The 20783-nt window shown below is 35.1% G+C and carries 20 protein-coding genes; 12 read left to right on the top strand and 8 right to left on the bottom strand.

Translation table 11 applies throughout. The features are described 5' to 3' along the window. Positions 1-40: 40 nt before the first annotated feature. The gene (locus BG05_RS02175) at positions 41-2824 is read right to left on the bottom strand and encodes a tetratricopeptide repeat protein (protein ID WP_002125014.1); all 2784 of its coding nucleotides are present in this window, start codon (positions 2822-2824) and stop codon (positions 41-43) included. 476 nt (positions 2825-3300) lie between these two features. Between BG05_RS02175 and BG05_RS02165 the strand changes: the two genes are divergently transcribed. Next, entirely contained in the window at positions 3301-3894 is a 594-nt protein-coding gene (locus tag BG05_RS02165; protein WP_002029574.1) for a DedA family protein, read from the top strand. Positions 3895-3908: 14 nt separating this feature from the next. Here the strand turns inward: BG05_RS02165 and BG05_RS02160 are convergent, their stop codons facing one another. The 3 genes from BG05_RS02160 to BG05_RS02150 all read right to left on the bottom strand — a co-directional run bounded on the left by BG05_RS02160 (position 3909) and on the right by BG05_RS02150 (position 5163). Continuing rightward, a complete protein-coding gene (locus BG05_RS02160) occupies positions 3909-4337 on the bottom strand; it encodes an EamA family transporter (RefSeq protein WP_002029573.1) in 429 nt (142 codons plus the stop codon). Positions 4338-4444: 107 nt separating this feature from the next. Then, positions 4445-4591: a BH0509 family protein gene (locus BG05_RS02155; RefSeq protein ID WP_000817786.1), complete on the bottom strand. Its 147-nt coding sequence runs from the start codon at positions 4589-4591 to the stop codon at positions 4445-4447. Positions 4592-4746: 155 nt separating this feature from the next. Further along, on the bottom strand, positions 4747-5163 hold the full coding sequence (locus BG05_RS02150) for a pyridoxamine 5'-phosphate oxidase family protein (protein ID WP_002125015.1): 417 nt from the start codon (positions 5161-5163) through the stop codon (positions 4747-4749). A gap of 179 nt (positions 5164-5342) precedes the next feature. On the opposite strand from BG05_RS02150, the gene cax reads away from it, so the two are divergent. After that, a complete protein-coding gene (gene cax, locus BG05_RS02145; RefSeq protein ID WP_002169228.1) occupies positions 5343-6398 on the top strand; it encodes a calcium/proton exchanger in 1056 nt (351 codons plus the stop codon). Positions 6399-6479: 81 nt separating this feature from the next. After that, on the top strand, positions 6480-7277 hold the full coding sequence (locus tag BG05_RS02140) for a YfkD famly protein (protein WP_002125017.1): 798 nt from the start codon (positions 6480-6482) through the stop codon (positions 7275-7277). A gap of 192 nt (positions 7278-7469) precedes the next feature. Here the strand turns inward: BG05_RS02140 and yfkAB are convergent, their stop codons facing one another. Beyond that, positions 7470-8597: a radical SAM/CxCxxxxC motif protein YfkAB gene (gene yfkAB / locus BG05_RS02135; RefSeq protein WP_002125019.1), complete on the bottom strand. Its 1128-nt coding sequence runs from the start codon at positions 8595-8597 to the stop codon at positions 7470-7472. 213 nt (positions 8598-8810) lie between these two features. On the opposite strand from yfkAB, the gene BG05_RS02130 reads away from it, so the two are divergent. The 6 genes from BG05_RS02130 (at position 8811) to truA (ending at position 14766) form a co-directional block, all read left to right on the top strand. After that, positions 8811-8993 carry an SE1561 family protein gene (locus BG05_RS02130; RefSeq protein WP_002010264.1) on the top strand — a complete coding sequence of 61 codons (183 nt, stop codon included), beginning with the start codon at positions 8811-8813 and terminating at the stop codon, positions 8991-8993. Between the two features lie 206 nt (positions 8994-9199). Continuing rightward, on the top strand, positions 9200-10723 hold the full coding sequence (fumA, locus tag BG05_RS02125; protein WP_085960607.1) for a class I fumarate hydratase: 1524 nt from the start codon (positions 9200-9202) through the stop codon (positions 10721-10723). A 126-nt stretch (positions 10724-10849) separates the two neighbouring features. Further along, positions 10850-11632 carry a delta-lactam-biosynthetic de-N-acetylase gene (gene pdaA, locus BG05_RS02120; protein WP_002029593.1) on the top strand — a complete coding sequence of 261 codons (783 nt, stop codon included), beginning with the start codon at positions 10850-10852 and terminating at the stop codon, positions 11630-11632. A gap of 59 nt (positions 11633-11691) precedes the next feature. Then, positions 11692-12555, top strand: coding sequence for a DNA-3-methyladenine glycosylase family protein (locus BG05_RS02115; protein WP_002125025.1), 864 nt, complete (start codon positions 11692-11694; stop codon positions 12553-12555). A 10-nt stretch (positions 12556-12565) separates the two neighbouring features. Continuing rightward, entirely contained in the window at positions 12566-13945 is a 1380-nt protein-coding gene (gene rlmD / locus BG05_RS02110) for a 23S rRNA (uracil(1939)-C(5))-methyltransferase RlmD (protein WP_002029595.1), read from the top strand. Between the two features lie 83 nt (positions 13946-14028). Continuing rightward, positions 14029-14766, top strand: coding sequence for a tRNA pseudouridine(38-40) synthase TruA (truA, locus tag BG05_RS02105; protein WP_002125027.1), 738 nt, complete (start codon positions 14029-14031; stop codon positions 14764-14766). Positions 14767-14818: 52 nt separating this feature from the next. Here truA and BG05_RS02100 read toward each other — a convergent pair whose 3' ends face one another. Next, a complete protein-coding gene (locus tag BG05_RS02100) occupies positions 14819-15016 on the bottom strand; it encodes a hypothetical protein (protein ID WP_002140273.1) in 198 nt (65 codons plus the stop codon). An 81-nt stretch (positions 15017-15097) separates the two neighbouring features. Continuing rightward, positions 15098-16501 (bottom strand): sigma-54 interaction domain-containing protein, encoded by a 1404-nt coding sequence (locus tag BG05_RS02095; RefSeq protein ID WP_002186862.1) that lies wholly within the window; start codon positions 16499-16501, stop codon positions 15098-15100. 301 nt (positions 16502-16802) lie between these two features. Here BG05_RS02095 and BG05_RS02090 point away from each other — a divergent pair, with 301 nt between their 5' ends. The 3 genes from BG05_RS02090 (at position 16803) to BG05_RS02080 (ending at position 19955) form a co-directional block, all read left to right on the top strand. Next, positions 16803-17057 (top strand): biotin/lipoyl attachment domain-containing protein, encoded by a 255-nt coding sequence (locus BG05_RS02090; protein WP_002010281.1) that lies wholly within the window; start codon positions 16803-16805, stop codon positions 17055-17057. A 106-nt stretch (positions 17058-17163) separates the two neighbouring features. Then, a complete protein-coding gene (locus BG05_RS02085; protein WP_002125032.1) occupies positions 17164-18585 on the top strand; it encodes an amino acid permease in 1422 nt (473 codons plus the stop codon). 95 nt (positions 18586-18680) lie between these two features. Continuing rightward, positions 18681-19955, top strand: coding sequence for an acetylornithine deacetylase (locus BG05_RS02080; protein WP_002169222.1), 1275 nt, complete (start codon positions 18681-18683; stop codon positions 19953-19955). Between the two features lie 97 nt (positions 19956-20052). Here BG05_RS02080 and BG05_RS02075 read toward each other — a convergent pair whose 3' ends face one another. Further along, on the bottom strand, positions 20053-20706 hold the full coding sequence (locus BG05_RS02075) for a helix-turn-helix domain-containing protein (protein WP_002029602.1): 654 nt from the start codon (positions 20704-20706) through the stop codon (positions 20053-20055). Positions 20707-20783 lie beyond the last annotated feature (77 nt).

Raw genomic sequence — 20783 nt, 5'->3', positions numbered from 1 at the left:
TAAGAAAAACCAAGCGAATTAGTTGCTTGGTTTTTCTTATTTAAACAGTTGGTGTTTTATTTATTGTTTCTTGTGAAGCAATATGTTCATTATTTTGGTCGATATTTAACATGAATTTTCGTTGTAACAATTGCAATTTAAAGAGTGTTAAAGGATCATGATAAGTTTCTGGGTTTGTTCTTAGCTTTGTTAATGTTTGCTCATCTTCTTGTATTTCAAGTTGGGCCGCTTCTACGGTTTGTTTCAATATGCTAAGAGGGTCTTTAAAGAACATCATGATATCCCGTTCTAGCGCACCTTCAAATACTTCAAATTGAAGGAAGAATTGTTTTGAAATCATCTGAGCAACTTCTGTATAATCTTCTGTTTCAATATATTGTTTATATTTATTTGATAGCATAGATTGATTTTTTTGCATATTACCGAATAATTTCCCTGCACTCTTTAAGAAAAATTGTGTCGGTGTAAAGCGTAATAAAATATTGATGTTAGCTACTGTAATTCTATTCGTCATTCTTGCAACATCTCTATCCCAGTCATCTAGTAATTTGAAATCACAAGGAAGTTTAATACGCTCTTCCTCATAGAGCTTATTAAAGGTATCGCTCATTTCATCTAAATAAGCTTGAGCTTGAATGAATTCATTATGAGCAGTTTCAATCCATTCTTGAATAGACCCAGTAAATTTAGGAAGAAGCACTTGCTGTACATGTTTTTGAATTCTTTCATTCATTGCTACATTTAGTTCTTCATGGACCAGTTTGAAATCACTATCTTCTTGAACGAGGTCAGAGCAACTCTGCAACAATTCAGGAATTTGAGAATGTATATCCTGCGTAATCTCTTCTTTCGTTAAGAGATAAGATTCTGTAATAGAACGAATTTTATCTTTTTGAATGGCAGTAAGATTATTAATAAAACCATCAAGTTTTACTAAAATATGTTTATTCCAGCGAACGGATTTCACTAACGTATTTTCTAATTCCACACGCTCATTTACAAGGTATGCAATTGTTTTTTGGATAAACCATAATAATTTTTCAATGCGTTCTTTTTCCACGTTACGCTTAGTAAGGTTAGAAAGAATAGAGTCTGTTACGTTACCTAGCTGTTCACTACTCTCTTGTGAAGGAGAGTAAGGGAAAAAGTGTGCTTCTGGGAAATGTACGAGTATTTTCTTTTTAATGCTGTTCGTGATATTTTCACTAGTATTCGTATCAATTGTTTGTAAGACGAATTTAATTTGTAAATTTGGTACTTGCTCACGAATATATAATAATGTATCGAGCTCTTCATCATGTAATGGTGAAGCTGAATTTAGGACATAGATGAGACTATCTGCTGCCTGTAAGTATTCAAAGTGAGAGCTGTTTTTGTCAAGTTGTCCATGCACAGTAGGTGTGACAAGGAATGAAAACTTATTTTTTCGTAAAAATCTACTTGGTAATTTAACTTCAATACATTTTCTTTCTAGTTTTGACTGAGAAGGTACCGCTAGTATGTTATGAAGTTCGTCAAAGTTTGGTATATTTCGTATATCTAGTTCTGTAAGCTCAGTTATTTCAGTTTGACTATCATCTTTAAATGTAATTGAAGTTGTTATAGCCTCATTTAATATATTTTCTCCTAGTATAGAGTTAATAAAGGCTGATTTATCATAATCGCTAGCTCCTGCTACTAGAAGTTGTGTAACAGTTAAATCGTATAACTCACGAACAAGTAGTGTGAATTGATGACCTAAATCTACATCATTCTTCTCAGCCCATACAGCAATCGTTTCAAATAATGCTGATACGTCTGCCATATCAACATTTGCATGAGCTGATGCATTTGAAAGTAAGGCACCTGCGCTTTTTACGAGTAATGATTCTAGAGTTGTCGGTGAAACTTCATTCCATGCTAATACTGCTGCGGAGACAAGTAAAGAATCTTCCGCTCTCATTAAACTAAACCAATTTGTTAATAAATCTGGTACAAGTCCTTGTAATTCGTGCATGAAATGTTGTCCAGTAATCAATTCGAAGTACGTCTCTTGATAGCGAGTAGAAATTTCATTCCAATCGTCATGAGCATCTACTTCAACATGTAAGAATAGGTGATTTATTGTTTGAATCCAAGGGAGATGGAATGATTCATTTTCATAGCTGTTCCAAAGTGAGATAACAAGCTCTTTAAATTGAACTTGATCAATTGTATATAAGGCTTTTAAAGATTCATAGAAATACTCAGGTTTAATTTTTTTAGTAAAGCCTCTGTTCACATAATTGATTAAAGTATCGAACCAGTGTAATGATTTTGTTCGAATTCCTTCTTGAACAGCGAGTTCAATAGCATTATTCCAATCTTCTTGTTTTTCATAGAACGATCGAGCGATTGCAGTAATATTTGGATAGTCTGGTTGAAATGCAACAGCCTCGCTAATCGTCTTAAATGCTAGTCCTAAACGATTTTGCTCTATATAAAGGGAAAGAAGTTGTAGGGAAACTTCCATTGTAAGAGTTGTATCTTCTGTTTGGATAGATGTATAAATTTCTTCTGCTTTTGGCAAGAAATCTAATTCGAAATAAGCATCTGCAATATTCTTCATAGCCCAGAGAGCAAGTTCATTATTTACTTTCTCCCATTTGAATATAGCGGCTTCAAAGTCGTTAGTTTGAAAATAAACTTCACCTTGTGCAAAGCGAATATTAGATATATTGGAGAATTCATTTTTTGATTCATTTATATATGCTTCACCGAGTACTTCCGCTACCGGAATGGAAGAGTCTTCTGTTAAAAATGTTTTATAGTAAATCTTTTGGATAAATTGTTTTTCAATGGTCATGTTCGTTCCCCCTGTATAATTTAGAAAAATGATGTTGTATGTAAAAGGGTGCATGTTACTCTAATAGGTAGAAGTTGCATTATATAGACCAAACTATGTTTTTGCTAGATATATCATTTTTCTTGAGAGTTAAACCGTTGCAAAAAGTAACTTCCCTTTATTGTAACAAAAAAATAAGCCTATGAATTTTTATTTTTTTATCTCGCTATTTATAGGCAGTAAGACTCCTACTCCAAAATTGAGCGAATGCAAGGAAGTTAAGTGGGAGACCTGCTGCCCGTAAAATCCCGATTGGTTCAGGCTAATAATCAGTGGGGATGGATAAAAAACCACCGATTAAATCTCTATTTAAGGAATGGAATAGAAGTAGAGTTCATTATAAAAACAATGTATAGTGAATATGTATACCATGTTTGTCTTAAAGATAGAATGGGCACAATATGGGATAACGATCGTGTATAGGATGTGTCTTCCGAATGGAACAACATATTGGCGAGTTAATCGCACATTATGGATATTTTGGAATTATTATAGCTTTAGCTGGCGGGATTGTTGGATTACCTATACCGGATGAGTTTTTATTGACTTTTATTGGATATAACATTTCAAAAGGAGTTATGTCAGGAACAGCTGCTTTTTTAAGTGGAATGGCAGGTGCAATGCTTGGCATTACATTAAGTTACATATTAGGTTTAAAACTTGGGCTCCCTGTTTTAAAAAAATATGGTCCGAAAGTTAGAATTAAGGAACATCATATTGAAAAAACACATATTTTATTTGAAAAATACGGTCCATTTCTTTTAATGATTGGCTACTTTATACCGGGAGTACGTCATTTAACAGCATATTTTGCTGGAGTTTCAAATTTAACATTGTGGCGATTTTGTTTGTATGCTTACGGTGGTGCACTAATTTGGATAAGTGTTTTTATTGGCTTAGGTTGGAAACTGGGAGAAAAGTGGCGCTTTGTTGAATATAGTTTACATCATTATGGAATATGGATTTTATTAGTTTCGGCAATTGTAATATTGATTGTGTGGATTTACATAAGGAAAAGAAAAAACCGCTAATAATAGCGGTTTTTTTAGCTGAAAGCAATAAATAATACACCAGCTGTAATAAAGACTACACCAATACCGGTCATAAAGTTTAACTTTTCACCTAATATAATCATCGCGAGAATAATGGAAAATACTACACTTAATTTATCGATAGGTGCTACTTGTGAAACTTTTCCTGTTTTTAACGCAAGAAAATAAAATAGCCATGACGAAGCACCAGCGATTCCACTTAATGTGATAAATAGCAGTGCTTTTTTATTTAGGAGGACATCACCGATATTTTGAAATTTACCTTGTATAATAATAACTCCTACCATAAATAATGCCATAATAATAGAGCGAACCGTTGTTGCGACGTTGGCATCGATTCCATCTAAGCCAATCTTTCCGAAAATAGATACGAGGGCAGCAGCAATTGCTGATAATAGTGCGAATAATAGCCATGAACTCATAGTGAAACTCCTCCAATCTTACATTATTATACATGAAAATCATTCTCATGTATAAAAACGAAATAAACCCCCGCCCTATATTTTTAATAAGGTGGGGGTTTATTATACTACTCTGCTATTTCTTCATATAAAAAGTACGTTACATTATAAATATGCTCTACTTCATCATCCGTCATAAATAATAATTCGTCACGTTCAATCCCTTTTTTCTTTTCAATAAACTCAATCATGTTTTTTCGTTCTTCTCTTTTCATCAATTTTAATTTCTCCCCTCAATCTGTTTTAATACAGTTTATTTAAGTTACTGCTATTATATAACAGAATCTTTAGAAAGTTCCACCTATTTTATTGTTTTTTTCAGAAGAATCTTTCGACAAAACAAGCCCACCTAAGGGGGCTTGTTTTTATTTTATAGTCGTAAAAACTCGGGCTCGGTCGTACCAGCACCATCGATGTAATAAATTGTATCGGGATTGATTTTTATTAGTACGTAATTAGGGTCTTCCGCACCGAGTAACCAGCGTTTTAAGCTATTAGTCCAAAATTTGTTTTTTAATGTTTGATCTTCTTCGATGGAAGCTATACCTTCAACTTCAATGTAATCCTCATCTAATTTCTTTCCTTCACGTCCAAGTAGTACATGTACATTGGGGTTTTTTTCAATATCTGTTATCTTTTTTGAATTTCGATCTGTTGCAACATATAGTACAAAATCTTCGTGGAAAAACATCATAAAGGCGCTATGTGGCTTATCGTTACGTACAGTAGATAATACACCAGTGCGTTGACCTTGAATAATAGTTGCGATTTTTTCTTTTAAGTGCATATTTTTAGCCTCTTTTCATAATTCATAATTTTTTCTGTCTGGACAAGATAATTTAAATATCTTTCATACTGTTTTCTTCAATCCGATTTTTTAAACGTAATTGTGATGAAATCGGACAAGTTAGGAGATGAATAATAATAATATCGAGGAGAAATACATACGATGGAAGGATGAAAAGCATGTTTAATAAAATATTTCTCATAGTAGCGCTTATAGGTGTACCACTTTCTGTAATCGGAAAAACACTTCATTGGCCACAAACTATTATGTTTGCTGTATACTGCATTACTATTATTGCATTAGCTGGTTTTATGGGGAGGGCGACAGAAAGTTTAGCAATTGTTTCTGGGCCTCGGATAGGTGGTTTATTAAATGCAACTTTCGGTAATGCCGTGGAACTTATCATTTCAATTTTTGCACTCCAGGCAGGATTAACAGAAGTTGTTTTAGCTTCCTTAACTGGTTCTGTACTTGGAAACTTATTACTGGTAGGAGGGTTATCCTTCTTTATAGGTGGCCTTAAGTATAAAAGACAAAGTTTCAATGTTTATGATGCAAGACATAATTCAGCTTTATTAATATTTGCTGTTGTCGTAGCCTTTGTTATTCCAGAGATTTTTTCAATGAAGATGGATGCTGGAAAGACGTATCAATTAAGTATTGGTGTTTCTATTATCATGATCATTATGTATCTTGCTGCATTGCTATTTAAGTTAGTTACGCACCGTGGTGTATATCAACATAAAAGTGATGAAGTAGCGCATGAGGAAGAGCCAGAGTGGTCCAAAGCTAAAGCGCTACTCATTTTAGCGATAGCAACACTTGCAGTTGCTTATGTGTCAGAGGCACTCGTACATACTTTTGAAACGGTTGCAAAGTCATTTGGCTGGTCAGAGTTATTTATAGGGGTTATCATCGTTGCGATTGTTGGTAATGCAGCAGAACATGCATCTGCAATTATTATGGCGTATAAAAATAAAGTGAATATCGCCGTTGAAATTGCAGTAGGTTCTACATTACAAATCGCTATGTTTGTTGCTCCTGTATTAGTACTTCTTTCGATGCTTTTTGCACAAAAGATGCCTCTAGTATTTACAATACCAGAACTTGTTTCTATGATTACAGCTGTTTTCTTAACTATCGCCATTTCAAATGATGGGGATACAAACTGGTTTGAAGGAGGCACTTTATTAGCTGCGTATGTCATTATGGGAATTGGTTTTTATTTATTATGAAAAATAGGGATAACAATGCTTCAGAGGGAAAACACTAAATACAGTAATTTATATACCTTTACGTAGGAAGGAGCCAGACAGGTGAAACGAGTATACAGCATATGTCTTTCAACCATGGTCTCGTTTATTTTATTATTTCCTAACAGTAGTTTTGCAAAGACAACGGTAGAAGTAAAAATGCCTTCATCTGTTTTAAATATTTCAAAGGATAATACATTTCCAAATGACGCACAAGATTTACCGCGTTTACAGCCAAGTAAGTTTGCGCAAGAACTATTGAAAACAGCAAATATCAAAATTGAAAACCCAGATTTAATTCGAATGTTTAATGAAACGACAATTTCGAATGCACCGCTTGCAGTAGGGTACCGAGCGAAAATTTATTTAGGGCAATGGGCATTAAATTATGAGTCAATAGACACATCGATTAATTGGGAATATAAGCAAGTAAATCGAAATGTATATGATAATCGCGGAGGGGATCGCTTATACCCACTTCGCTATAAGCAAGAAACCCAAAAGACAATCGAAGGTGATTTAACAGCAGATATGAAAGATACTACAGATGTGAAAAAAATGATGCTTCTAAAAGCGCTTGAAAAAGTACAATTGCCACTTTCATTTAAAACAACCATTGGTTATGGTACCGGACATGAGCGTGTTTATAATATTAGTCCAAGTCAACTTGGATATTTATATGCGTATACACCAGCAGTAAATGAAAAAGGAAAAGTAACATTTGGAGAAGTCTACCTTGTGTTAAAAGGGAATCAAAAAAAGCTTGTCGTGAAAAATATTACATCTCAAGGAATCGGAGCCGCTATTCCAATTCATGATCATTTATTTTTTAAATTTGTTTCTTCATCGCATGCACAATGAAATAAAAAACGTCAGCCTATAAGCTGACGTTTTTTATTTATCCCGCTATTTGCGGGCAGTAAAACTCCCACCTCAAAATTCGGCTGGTGCAAAGAAGTTAGGTGGGAGGCCCTGCTGCCCGTAAACTCCCGATTGGTGTGGGCTAATAATCAGTGGGGGATGAACAAAACAACCACTGATTAAAGTTTCACTTTATAACATAATGTTTGATGTTTTTGATAAGAAATCTTCTTTTGGATAGTAGCTATTTTTTACAAGAACGTTTGGTCCAAGGCATTTCACGGCAGGACAATGGCAACTTAATGATTTTGCTGTTTTTGAGTCACACCATTTGTCGTAAGCTTCTTGTAGTGTATTTGTTTGTACATTACCTAGAAGCGGGACATCACCGAAGTCGGTCACGATAATATTTCCATCGAAAATATTTACGTTCAAACGAGAACGACCATCTGGATCATTGCGGACAGTTACATTTTTACTTTCATGTAATTTCTTTAGTGTAGCTAAATCGTGTTCATTATCACTACATGCATAGAAAGGTAATGTTCCGAATAACATCCACACATTTTCATCACGGATCTCTAATAAATGTTCAACTGCATTTCGAATTTCTTCTTTTGTTAAAATTTCAAGTGTGCTAGCGAAGTCACTCGGATACATCGGGTGAACTTCATGACGTTTACAGCCCATTTCTTCAACGATTTGACGGTGAATATGTTCAATATGTGGTAGAGTTCGTTTGTTTAACATAGTTTCGGCTGATACGAGTACACCTGCCTCTGATAGAGCTTTACTATTTGTAATCATTCTTTCAAATAATTTAGCGCGCTGTTCATAAGTAGGCTTACGCTCCATCATTGCAAATCCGCCTTCAACGAAGTCATCGATTGTTCCCCAGTTATGTGAAATGTGCAATACATCTAAGTAGGGAATAATTTGTTCGTAACGTGCTAAATCTATAGTTAAGTTTGAGTTGATTTGAGTGCGAACGCCTCGTTCATGGGCGTATTTTAAGAGTGGTGTTACATAGTTGTCGACGGATTTTTTTGAAAGCATAGGTTCTCCGCCTGTAATACTTAAAGAACGTAAATGAGGAATCTCATCTAATCGTTTTAATAAAAGCTCCATCGGAAGCGGGTTTGGATCTTTCGGCTGTAATGTGTAACCAACAGCGCAATGCTCGCAACGCATATTGCATAACGTCGTCGTTGTAAACTCAACGTTTGTTAATAGTAGTTTGCCGTACTCTTCAAGGTCCATATACGCTTCCCATGGATCGTAAGAAGGAGTAATCGGCTTCATTATTTGTGATATCGTCATATGAAATACTCCTTTGACTATTGAAATAACAATTTGTCCATTCTCTATAATAGAAGAATATGTGCTTTTTATAAAGTGAAACTTTTTTGTGAAAAAAGAGAGAGGGCTTACATTATAATGAATTACTGTGACGAAATTGATGAAATTACATGCCCATAGCAATCATTTTTGCGGTATAATAAAAGCAACTCGAATTAAAAGGAGAGTGCCTTCATGGGAAAAGCAATTCAAGGTAAAGATTCACAACTAGTATATTTGAAAGAACGTTTAAATATGTTCATTGAAGTAATTGATACGATTGAACCAGAAGAGGTAGAATTAGAAGATGTAGATCGTCTTCTTGCAATGTTAGATGAATTAGAACTGAAATGTGAGCAATTTAAAAAAGACGAATAATATATTAAAAAGGCTGCCACTACAAAATTGGCAGCCTTTTTCTGTACGGATAATAGAAGGAATATAGAAAAAAAGGTATAATCAAGTTGTGAAAAATTTCATTTAACCTTTAATGGCGTGAAATAAATAAACAGCTGAAGAGTATAACAATGGAATTTTCATTTCATAACGTTTTGGTAGCGTTCACAATTGAGGGGGAAGTAACAATGGAAAAGCTTCAAGAAAGCATGTATCAACTAATTGTTGAAACGTCAACGAACTTACCGAAAGATGTTCGTCGTGCGATTCAACAAGCGAAAGAGCGAGAAAATGCAGGAACTCGTTCAGCGATGGCACTTGGCACAATTACGAATAACATTAAAATGGCAGATGATAATATCTCGCCAATTTGTCAAGATACAGGGATGCCAACGTTTAAAATTTATACACCAGTTGGTGTGAATCAATTAAAAGTGAAGGAAGCTATCTATAGTGCGCTTGAGCGGGCGACAAAAGATGGTAAACTTCGTCCAAACTCTGTTGATTCTCTTTTTGGAGACAATAGCGGAAACAATTTAGGACCAGGTACACCTGTTATTAAGTTTGAACAATGGGAAAAAGATTACATTGATGCACGTTTAATTTTAAAGGGCGGCGGTTGTGAGAATAAAAATATTCAATATAGCCTGCCTTGTGAAATAGAAGGACTTGGACGAGCTGGGCGTGATTTAGAAGGAATTCGTAAATGCCTTCTTCATGCAGTATATCAAGCGCAAGGTCAAGGGTGTAGCGCAGGAGTAATCGGCGTCGGTATCGGGGGAGACCGCACATCAGGTTACGAATTAGCAAAAAATCAATTATTCCGTACATTAGATGATGTAAATCCAGTTCCAGAATTACACAAACTTGAAGAGTACGTATTAGAGAATGCGAATAAGCTTGGCATTGGTACGATGGGATTTGGCGGAGAAACAACTTTATTAGGTTGCAAAGTTGGAGTATATAATCGTTTGCCAGCGAGCTTCTACGTATCTGTTGCGTATAATTGTTGGGCATATCGTCGTCTTGGTGTAACAATTCATCCTGAAACAGGTGAAATTATGGATTGGTTGTACCAGGAAGGTGAAGATACACTTCAGCAAGATGCTGCGCAAGAACAAACAGAGCAGCGTGAAATCGTATTACAAGCTCCAATTACAGAAGAGCAAATTCGTGAACTTCGTGTTGGTGATGTTGTTACAATTAACGGCATGATGTATACAGGACGTGATGCGATTCATAAACATTTAATGGATAACGATTGTCCAGTAGATTTAAAGGGACAAATTATTTATCATTGTGGTCCAGTTGTAGTGAAAGATGAAAATGATAATTGGCAAATTAAAGCGGCAGGTCCAACGACAAGTATTCGTGAAGAGCCATATCAAGGCGATATTATGAAAAAGTTCGGTATTCGTGCTGTAATTGGTAAAGGTGGTATGGGTGCTAAAACATTAGCAGCTTTAGAAGAACACGGTGGTGTGTACTTAAATGCAATTGGTGGTGCAGCGCAATATTATGCTGAATGTATTAAAGAAGTGAAAGATGTTGATTTCTTACAATTCGGTATCCCAGAGGCAATGTGGCATTTACGTATCGATGGTTTTAAAGCAGTTGTAACGATGGATTCTCATGGTAAAAGTCTACATGCTGATGTTGATAAAACATCACTTGAAAAATTGGCGAGCTTTAAAGAACCTGTATTTAAGTAAAGAGAAGTGCATCTCGAATTATTCGAGGTGCATTTTTTTGGTATATATAGAAAAACATGTTCAGCATGAAAGAAAGCAGGGAAACAGAAACTACAGGTACGATTATATATGGAAAGGAGACTATTTATGAAATATAAATGGTTATATATAGGTCTCATTTTTTCAATTATGATGGCACTTGTTCCAGTTTCAACATTTGCTTATACGAATACACCACATAACTGGGGAATCCCACGTCCTAAAAATGAAACGGTGCCAGATGCAGGGAAACTATATACAGAATTACTACAAAAAAATGGTGGGTTTTATTTAGGAGATACGAAGAAAAAAGATATTTATTTAACATTTGATAATGGATACGAAAATGGATATACAGGAAAGATTTTAGATGTACTGAAGGAGAAAAAAGTACCAGCAACTTTCTTTGTGACGGGACATTATATAAAAACACAAAAAGATTTATTATTAAGAATGAAAAATGAAGGACATATTATTGGTAATCATTCTTGGAGTCATCCAGATTTTACAACAGTAAATGATGCAAAACTTCGTGAAGAATTAACGAGCGTAACGGAAGAGATTAAAAAAGTTACTGGGCAAAAAGAAGTGAAATATGTACGCCCTCCGCGAGGCGTGTTTAGTGAAAGAACGCTAGCGCTTACGAAAGACATGGGATATTATAACGTGTTTTGGTCGCTTGCATTTCTTGATTGGAAAGTAGATCAGCAAAGAGGATGGCAATACGCTCATAATAATGTAATGACTATGATTCATCCAGGATCTGTTTTGTTACTTCATGCAATATCAAAAGATAATGCAGAAGCACTTGCGAAAATCATTGATGATTTGCGCGAGAAAGGGTATCATTTTAAAAGCCTAGATGATTTAGTAAAAAGCAATCAACCGTAAGCATGTATGCTTGCGGTTTTCTCATGCTATAATGATGTGTAAAAAGGATGGGGAAACGTATGTGGAGCGAACATGTTACGTTAGAATATCCGTACCATTTTGAGGAAGTACTAAAGCGTTTATCTTTCGACCCGTTAAACGTTATTCAATTAGACGAGAAAGTAATTTATGTCCCGCTTTTTATAGACGAAGAACAGATTGTTGTTCGTTTGCAAGGGATTGGTACTGTTCAAAATCCACAGTTTTGGATCTCTAGTCAGGCAGGAGATCAAGAGAAAGTAATGAAACGAATGAGATCCATTTTTCACTGGAATGAACCGTTTCAAAATATACAAAATCATTTTTTAAACACATCATTACGTCCACTATTTGAAACATATGCTTATACTCCAATTATTTTAGAATTTGATTATTTCGCTTGTCTTCTTCGCTGTATTATTCATCAACAAATAAATTTGAAATTTGCTACTGTGCTAACAGATCAATTTGTAAAACGATATGGGACAGAGAAGAACGGCGTTTTCTTTTTCCCAACACCAGAAAGAGTAGCAAACATTTCAATAGAAGAATTGAGAGAGCAGAAGTTTAGTCAGCGAAAAGCCGAATATATAGTAGGATTAGCAAAACATATTGTAGGCGGTAAATTAGATTTAGCAAGGATACAAAACGAAACAGAAGAAGAAGTATCGGCACAATTGTTACCAATAAGGGGTATTGGAGCATGGACAGTGCAAAACTTTTTAATGTTTGGGCTTGGTCGGAAAAATATGTTTCCAAAAGCAGACATTGGAATTCAGCGCGCAGTGCAAGGTGTATTTCAATTAGATAATAAGCCTGATGATGCATTTTTAGAAAAAGTGAAACAAGAGTGTGAACCATATTGCAGTTATGCAGCGTTATATTTATGGAAAAGTATAGAGTAGAGGTGTAATAATGATACAAAAGCAACAAGAGAGTAAGTTGGAAGTTGGTCAAACGTTTCCTGTGACAATTAAACGTCTTGGGATTAACGGAGAAGGCGTTGGTTATTTTAAGAGACAAGTTGTTTTCATTCCAGGGGCATTACCAGGAGAAGAAGTTGTTGCTGAAGCAACGAAAATTCAGCGTGGCTTCGCTGAAGCGAAAGTGAAAAAAGTTCGTAAATCCTCACCACATCGTGTGAAAGCACCATGTTCAGTATATGAGGAGTGTGGTGGCTGTCAATTGCAGCATTTAGATTATAAAGAACAATTAAATCAAAAGCGTGATATCGTTGTACAAGCATTTGAGAAGTACATGAATAACAGTCTGGAAGAGAAAATTCGTCCGACGCTTGGTATGGAAAATCCATGGCATTATCGTAATAAAAGTCAATTGCAAGTGGGGCGTAAAGACGAAAAGGTTATTACAGGGTTATATAAGCAAAACTCACATCAGTTAATTGATATTTCTCATTGCATGATTCAGCATAAAGCAACGAATGAAGCGACAAAAGTTGTAAGACGTATATTAGAGAAATTAAATGTTTCTATTTACAATGAGAAAAAACAAAAAGGTTTAGTACGCACAATTGTGACACGTACTGCAGTTCAAACAGGGGAAGTGCAAGTCACACTTATTACAACAAAAGAAGAATTACCAAATAAAGATCAATTTATCGCAGAAGTGCAAAAACAAATGCCAAGTGTTAAATCAATTATGCAAAACGTAAACTGGCGTAAAACATCTGTTATTTTCGGTGATAAAACATTTAAATTAGCTGGAAAAGAAGTAATTCAAGAAACACTAGGTGATTTATCATTTGAATTATCAGCACGCGCATTCTTCCAATTAAATCCAGAACAAACAGTTGTTTTATACGATGAAGCGAAAAAAGCAGCTGCTTTAACAGGAAACGAGAAGATTGTGGATGCGTATTGTGGTGTCGGTACGATTGGACTTTGGCTTGCGAATGATGCAGCGGAAGTACGTGGTATGGATGTAATTCCAGAAGCGATTGAAGATGCAAAGAAAAATGCAAAACGCCACGGATTCACAAATGCAAAGTATGAAGCTGGTAAAGCGGAACAATGGTTACCAAAGTGGGTAAAAGAAGGCTGGCGTCCAGATGTCATTGTTGTCGACCCACCGCGTACAGGTTGTGATGATAAATTACTTGAAACGATTTTAAAAGTGAAACCGAAACAAGTTGTTTACGTGTCTTGTAACCCTTCCTCATTAGCACGTGATGTGGAAACATTAATGGAGAGCTATGAAGTGGAGTATGTACAACCAGTTGATATGTTCCCGCATACTGCGCATGTAGAAAATGTAGTGAAACTTGTTAGAAAGTAACATTCAATAAGGATATGTCCCTCACAAAGCAGGAGCTATGTGAGGGTATATTTTATTTAGCGAATGGAAGTAAGGAGAATATAATGAACAATTATAAATTGACGATTCAATATGATGGTGCGCGTTATAAAGGGTGGCAACGTCTTGGTAATAATGACAATACGATTCAGGGGAAAATCGAAAGTATAATATCTGAAATGGTCGGAAAAGAAATTGAAATTATCGGCTGTAGTAGAACGGATGCTGGTGTACACGCTTTGAATCAAGTAGCTAACTTTCAAAGTGATGAGAAGTTAGTAGAACATAAAGTAAAAAAGTATTTAAATCAATATTTACCAAATGATATTAGTATTACGAGTGTAGAAGAAGTACCAGATCGTTTCCATGCTCGTTACAATTCTAAAGCAAAAACATATCTTTATAAAATTTGGAATGAAGAGCATACGAACCCATTTATGCGTAAATACAGCATGCACGTGAATAAACAATTAAATGTGAAAAGCATGAAAGAAGCTGCGAAACATTTAGTTGGTTCACATGACTTCACTGCCTTTTCAAATGCAAAGTCTAAGAAAAAATCTATGGTTCGAGAAGTGTATACACTTGATGTTTCCGAAGAATCAGGATTTGTACAAATTAGAGTAAGTGGTAACGGATTCCTTCATAACATGGTGCGGAAAATTGTTGGAGCATTAATTGAAGTTGGATTAGGGCAATTAGAGGCGGACGCAATTCCAAACATTTTAGAGGAAAAACAACGTAATCAAATTAATTGTCTTGCTGAGGCGAGTGGATTGTATTTGGAGAATGTTGAATTTTAATAATAAGTAAAAAAATCGAGCTGATAAGGCTCGATTTTTTTGCACTCTGAAATTAAGAAGATTTCTCTTTCTTCATACGTAGCTTCAAATTCCAAAAAGCAGCAAGCATAATAGCTGCAAAGGAGCCGCTAATTGTGCCTAAGAGCTTTGCATGAGGAAAGCTGCTCATATCAATGAATAGCATTATACATAGAATGGTAGGGAAAAGACCTAAGTAGTGTAATAACTTCAACTTCTTATCATTACTCATATACATTGCCCCTTTCTAGCATATTATACGTTTATTATAACATATTTTACCAGTTCCTTTGCACTTGGAGAAAGATTCATTTCATATGTGTAAGTGCAATTTTTTAATTCGATATTGTAAGTTTTGTCTACTCAATCCTAAAAATTTTGCGGCTTGTGAGATATTACCTTTATTTTCTTTAAGAATTTGATGGATATATTTCTTTTCCACTTCTTCGATTATACGTTTTAAAGTTTGTGGCGTATCAGTATTGTGACTAGTTAGCGGAGTCTGCATATTCAGTTCCTTTTTTGCTAGTTCGCGAAAGTGCGTTGGCATATGGAACGCTGTAATGATATCTTCATCTTCTATTAAGTTCATGGAGCCTTCAATTATATGTTCTAGTTCTCTCACATTACCAGGCCAATCGTATTTATAGAAGAAGTTATTTACGTTTAAATCTACATCTTTTACGCTAAGATCAAATTGGATATTGTATTTTTCAATAAAGTGTTGAACAAGATATGCAATATCTTCTTTTCGTTCCCGTAAAGGTGGAAGACATAAAGTAACAACGCTTAATCGGTAATATAAGTCTTGTCTTAATCGATTGTGTGCTATGGCTTCAAGAGGATCTTCATTAATAGTTGCTATAATACGAACATCAATTTCTTTTTCTTGTGTGCCTCCGATTCTTCGTATTGTTTTTTCTTGTATAGCCCGCAGCAATTTAGCTTGAAGTGCTGGGCTTAATGAGTTGATTTCATCTAATAACAAAGTTCCCCCATTTGCCTCTTCAAATAAACCAGGTTTATCTATTGCTCCTGTAAAAGCACCTCGATTTGTACCAAATAGTAAACTTTCCATTAAGGTTTCTGGTATAGCGGCACAGTTTTGCGAAATAAATGGTTTTGTTGAACGCTGGCTTTCATTATGGATGCTTTGCGCAAATAGCTCTTTACCGGTCCCTGTTTCCCCGATGATAAGTATGGAGGATGGCGTACGTATTACTCTCTTTGCTTCTGTAATGACCGATTGAATAGCTCTAGAATCACCAATTATGTGATCAAAGGTAAACTTAGTATTTTGTTTTCGAGAAAGGTTCGTTTTCATTGTTTGCTTTAAATGACTAATCTCTTTTGAAATTTCAATAGCGCCTTTAATTTTTCCATTTTCTATTATAGGAAAAGTATCGTTAATCGTCGTAATCTCTTGTCCTTTATTGTTAAAATACGTTTGTTTTATATTTTTGTTTGTTTTTCCAAGTTTTAAAGCCTCTATAAGAGTACTATTTTTATTTTCTTCAAATGCAAATACTTCTAAAGGATTTTTATCTAGCACATCTAAGCGATCCATTGATTCAATTTCCATCATTTTACGGTTATAGATAATCGTTTTACTTTCCTCATTAATAATATGGATCCCAATATCTAGTTCATTGAGTAAAGTTTCGTATAGCACATTCATTTCAATAATCTTTTTAAAATTGATTTCTTCTGTATGCATGTATTATCTTCTCCTCGTTATACCCTATGAAGACTGACTTTTTATAATTTTATTAAAATTCTTATAAAATCGCAAAATTTTTTTGCTATTTTCTCTTAAAAATTTTCAAATGATAGAAAATTTTTGCGGTTATGCAGATTTTTTTCGTAAGAAATACTAATTTTACATAGGTATTGAGGTTGGTACGTATTTTGCATGAATAGTAGTTAAGATCTCTAAATTTAAAGAGTAGGGGGATTATGAATCTTTATAGTGTATGCAACGTTTCAGTTTCAATTAATAAGAGGGAGGAATTTATAAAGTGAAGACGGTTATAGAAGGCGTGTATAGTCCTTGTTACGGGAAAGTAGAGAAATTATTTGTTACTGAAAGTTCTTACGTATATGAGTGGGAAAAATTAGCGTTAATTGAAACAATAGATAAGCAGCAGGTGGAAATTAAAGTGGGAATCAGTGGTTATATCGAATCATTAGAAGTGGTAGAAGGACAAGCTATCGCTGATCAAAAACTATTAATAACAGTGAGGGATGACCTTTTAATAACAGGTAGTGATTAATATAAGTAGTATGTATTTTTGCTCTTTTAAATAATTATTTTTACTATGAAGAATTTTAAAAACGCTTACATTAAATGGGTTTGCAAAGTGAAAAGGGGGGATTTATATGATGGATCAAAACCAGGGATTAAAAAGAGAATTGAAAAGTCGGCACATATTTATGATTGCACTCGGAGGGGTTATTGGTACTGGGCTTTTTTTAGGATCCAGTTATACAATTCATGAAGCTGGACCTGGAGGAGCGATTGTAGCGTATCTTGTCGGTGGATTTGTTATGTATTTAACGATGCTCTGTCTTGGAGAGTTAGCGGTTGCGATGCCTGATGCAGGATCGTATCAAACATATGCTACAAAACATATTTCACCTGCAGCGGGTTATGTAGTGGGATGGATGTCGTGGCTAAACTGGACGGCTACGATAGGCATTGAATTAATTGCAGTTAGTATATTAATGAAACGTTGGTTTCCAGATGTATCATCATGGATTTGGTGCGTAGTGTTTGCCGTATTGCTCTTTGTTATTAATGCGTTATCTTCAAGAAGTTTTGCGGAGGTTGAATTCTGGTTTGCAAGTATTAAAGTAATTACAATTATTGCATTTATCATTTTGGGCGGGGCAGCAATGTTTGGTTTTTTAGATATGAAAGGAAATGAACCAGCGCCGATGTTTTCTAGCTTTACTGATTATGGTGGATTGTTCCCAAATGGGTTATCAGCCATTTTAATTACGATGATTGCAGTTAATTTTTCCTTCCAAGGAACAGAACTAGTTGGTATTGCAGCTGGTGAGAGTGAAAATCCAGAGAAAACTATCCCGAAGGCAATTAATAATACAGTTTGGCGCATACTTATTTTCTTTGTACTATCTATTTTTATTCTTGCGGGACTATTTCCTTGGCAGCAAGCAGGAGTGATAGAAAGTCCATTCGTAGTTGTATTTGATAAAATTGGTATTCCTTATGCGGCTGATATTATAAATTTCGTTATTATTACAGCTGTACTATCAGTTGCGAATTCAGGATTATATGCAACTTCCCGTATGCTATGGTCTATGTCTAATCAAGGAATGATTAGCCCGATTTTTGGTAAGTTATCTAAAAACGGTGTTCCTATTTATGCATTGATTGTAAGTACGTTTGTAGGGTGTCTCTCATTACTATCAGGTATTTATGCGGAAGATACAGTTTATTTATGGCTTCTTTCTATTGCTGGGTTTGGAGCGATATTAGTTTGGGCATCTATTGCTTTATCTAACCTATTAGCTAGAAGGACATACGTGAAGCAAGGGGGAGATATTAAGGATTTGAAATTTAAAACACCACTGTATCCATTTGTTCCAATTCTTGCTTTAGTGTTAAATTTAACAGTAATTGTAGCTATGGCTTTTATTCCAGAACAAAGAATGGCATTGTATTGTGGTATTCCATTTATGATTGTTTGTTTACTGTTTTATCGTGCTACTAGAAATAAGAGAAGTAAAGTAGAACATACTGAAAAGACAAATACAACCGAATTAGAAAGTTTATAATAGTGATTAATTTGGAGACTGTAAGATTGTAAACAGTCTCTTTTTTTGTAAAAATAAAGCTGGAAACATACTACGTATGCAAAGGGGAATTAGCAATGAATCGAGAAGTTTCACAGCTATTAGAACAGATTGATTTACGAAAAGAGGAGCTACTAGAACTTACAAAAACTTTAATTCGTTTTGAAACACCAGCACCACCAGCAAGAAATACAAATGGGGCGCAAGAATTTGTTGCGGAGTTTCTAAAAAAACGAAATTTTAGTATTGATAAATGGGATGTATATCCAAATGATCCGAATGTTGTTGGAGTGAAAAAGGGGACAGCAAGTGAGTCACATAAAAGTCTCATTATTAATGGACATATAGATGTTGCAGAAGTATCAAAGGACGAACCGTGGGAAACAAAGCCGTTTGAGCCGTTTATAAAAGATGGTTGGTTAGTTGGGAGAGGCGCGGCAGATATGAAAGGTGGACTAGCTGGAGCCTTATTTGCTATTCAGCTTTTAGAAGAAGTGGGGATTGAATTACCTGGAGATTTAATTTTTCAATCGGTAATTGGCGAAGAAGTAGGAGAAGCAGGGACACTTCAATGTTGTAAGCGTGGTTATGATGCTGATTTTGCAGTAGTAGTTGATACAAGTAATTTACATATGCAAGGGCAGGGCGGCGTAATTACTGGATGGATTACAGTGAAAAGCCCGCAAACGTTTCATGATGCAACACGTAGACAAATGATCCATGCTGGAGGACGTCTATTTGGAGCGAGTGCGATTGAGAAAATGATGAAGATTGTCCAAAGCTTACAAGAATTAGAGCGTCATTGGGCAGTCATGAAAACATATGAAGGCTATCCATCTGGAACAACAACAATTAATCCAGCTGTTATTGAAGGAGGACGTCATGCGGCATTTATTGCGGATGAGTGCCGATTGTGGATAACCGTACATTTTTATCCAAATGAAACGCATGAACAAATAATAGAAGAAATAGAAGAGTATTTAGGAAAAGTGGCAGCAGCAGATCCCTGGTTAAGAGAGAACCCACCACAATTTAAGTGGGGCGGAGAATCAATGATTGTGGATCGTGGCGAAATTTTTCCTTCTTTAGAAGTAGATAGCGAACATGTTGCTGTCAAAACGCTAAGTTCAGTACATGAATCTATTTTATCTAAAAATGCAATTTTAGATATGTCAGCAACGGTAACTGATGGCGGATGGTTTAGTGAGTTTAACATTCCAGCTGTTATTTACGGACCAGGTACATTAGAAGAAGCTCATTCAATAAATGAGAAAGTTGAAGTTGAGCAGTTAATTGAATTTACAAAAGTAATAACAGCGTTCATATATGAATGGTGTCATACAAAAAAATAGATTAGTATATTGAAATTGTACAGGTATGTACTTGTACGCTTTTTTAGTGAACTATTTCAGAGTTGAACATAAACAACTGAAATAGTTCTTTATTTTTCTATGTTTTTCGTTTTATTTCAATTAATTTCTCTTTAGCTAATTCAACGGCAATCGCATCATCTAAATAGCCGATTGGAAAAAGATAATCGGGGATAATGTCTGTTGATAAAATGAAATATAGTAAGGCACCCCCAATAATTGCACGCTCTTCGGTTGAAATGGTTTCTGTACAAAATTGTTGGTACATATTTGTTAATTGCTCAATGAAAGGACCAGCACTATCAATTTGTTCTATTTTACTTTTGAAACTCTCGTGAATACGTTTTTCGCCTTCAGTAGTTTGAGCATAGCGCTCGTAATTTTCAAGTTCTTGTTTTACACGAGTTGTTGTGTATTCGAAGTCGAATAGGTTAGAGGATTGTAATGTTTGTTGAATTGTATCGAGAGATGTGTACATATCTGCTTTTTCCTTATTTATGTGTGGAGAGTTAGGGTACATTTCATCAAGTAATAATTGCGGTGGAACTTGTAGACAGTTTGCGAATTTTTGTAAATGGTTTTGCTTCGGTTGTTGTTTGCCATTAATTATTCTTGAAATTGTTGCAGGATCAATATTTGTAAGTGTTCCTAGTTGGCGCATAGATAGAGCACGCTCCTTTAACAGTTTCTTTATTAATTTACCGAGCCGCTCATTTGGATTTCCATTGGGCATAATGTAGGCACTCCTTTTCTATTGTCTATCGTTGAAAAAATGTTGAGCATTTATTACAAGTATATGAAACAGACAGG

This window comes from Bacillus mycoides (assembly GCF_000832605.1).
Taxonomy (GTDB): Bacteria; Bacillota; Bacilli; order Bacillales; family Bacillaceae_G; genus Bacillus_A; species Bacillus_A mycoides.
The sequence above is the reverse complement of the archived record's forward strand: the minus strand, read 5'-3'. Positions and strand labels throughout refer to the sequence as shown.

Bases quoted from the DNA above. Each gene is read 5' to 3' on its own strand.
- BG05_RS02100 (WP_002140273.1), bottom strand. From the start codon at position 15,016: ATGAGTAATGATAAGAAGTTGAAGTTATTACACTACTTAGGTCTTTTC.
- BG05_RS02175 (WP_002125014.1), bottom strand. From the start codon at position 2,824: ATGACCATTGAAAAACAATTTATCCAAAAGATTTACTATAAAACATTT.
- BG05_RS02075 (WP_002029602.1), bottom strand. From the start codon at position 20,706: ATGCCCAATGGAAATCCAAATGAGCGGCTCGGTAAATTAATAAAGAAA.
- BG05_RS02155 (WP_000817786.1), bottom strand. From the start codon at position 4,591: ATGAAAAGAGAAGAACGAAAAAACATGATTGAGTTTATTGAAAAGAAA.
- yfkAB (WP_002125019.1), bottom strand. From the start codon at position 8,597: ATGACGATATCACAAATAATGAAGCCGATTACTCCTTCTTACGATCCA.
- rlmD (WP_002029595.1), top strand. From the start codon at position 12,566: ATGATACAAAAGCAACAAGAGAGTAAGTTGGAAGTTGGTCAAACGTTT.
- truA (WP_002125027.1), top strand. From the start codon at position 14,029: ATGAACAATTATAAATTGACGATTCAATATGATGGTGCGCGTTATAAA.
- BG05_RS02115 (WP_002125025.1), top strand. From the start codon at position 11,692: ATGTGGAGCGAACATGTTACGTTAGAATATCCGTACCATTTTGAGGAA.
- BG05_RS02160 (WP_002029573.1), bottom strand. From the start codon at position 4,337: ATGAGTTCATGGCTATTATTCGCACTATTATCAGCAATTGCTGCTGCC.
- cax (WP_002169228.1), top strand. From the start codon at position 5,343: ATGTTTAATAAAATATTTCTCATAGTAGCGCTTATAGGTGTACCACTT.
- BG05_RS02085 (WP_002125032.1), top strand. From the start codon at position 17,164: ATGATGGATCAAAACCAGGGATTAAAAAGAGAATTGAAAAGTCGGCAC.
- BG05_RS02130 (WP_002010264.1), top strand. From the start codon at position 8,811: ATGGGAAAAGCAATTCAAGGTAAAGATTCACAACTAGTATATTTGAAA.
- BG05_RS02095 (WP_002186862.1), bottom strand. From the start codon at position 16,501: ATGCATACAGAAGAAATCAATTTTAAAAAGATTATTGAAATGAATGTG.
- BG05_RS02080 (WP_002169222.1), top strand. From the start codon at position 18,681: ATGAATCGAGAAGTTTCACAGCTATTAGAACAGATTGATTTACGAAAA.
- pdaA (WP_002029593.1), top strand. From the start codon at position 10,850: ATGAAATATAAATGGTTATATATAGGTCTCATTTTTTCAATTATGATG.
- BG05_RS02150 (WP_002125015.1), bottom strand. From the start codon at position 5,163: ATGCACTTAAAAGAAAAAATCGCAACTATTATTCAAGGTCAACGCACT.
- fumA (WP_085960607.1), top strand. From the start codon at position 9,200: ATGGAAAAGCTTCAAGAAAGCATGTATCAACTAATTGTTGAAACGTCA.
- BG05_RS02165 (WP_002029574.1), top strand. From the start codon at position 3,301: ATGGAACAACATATTGGCGAGTTAATCGCACATTATGGATATTTTGGA.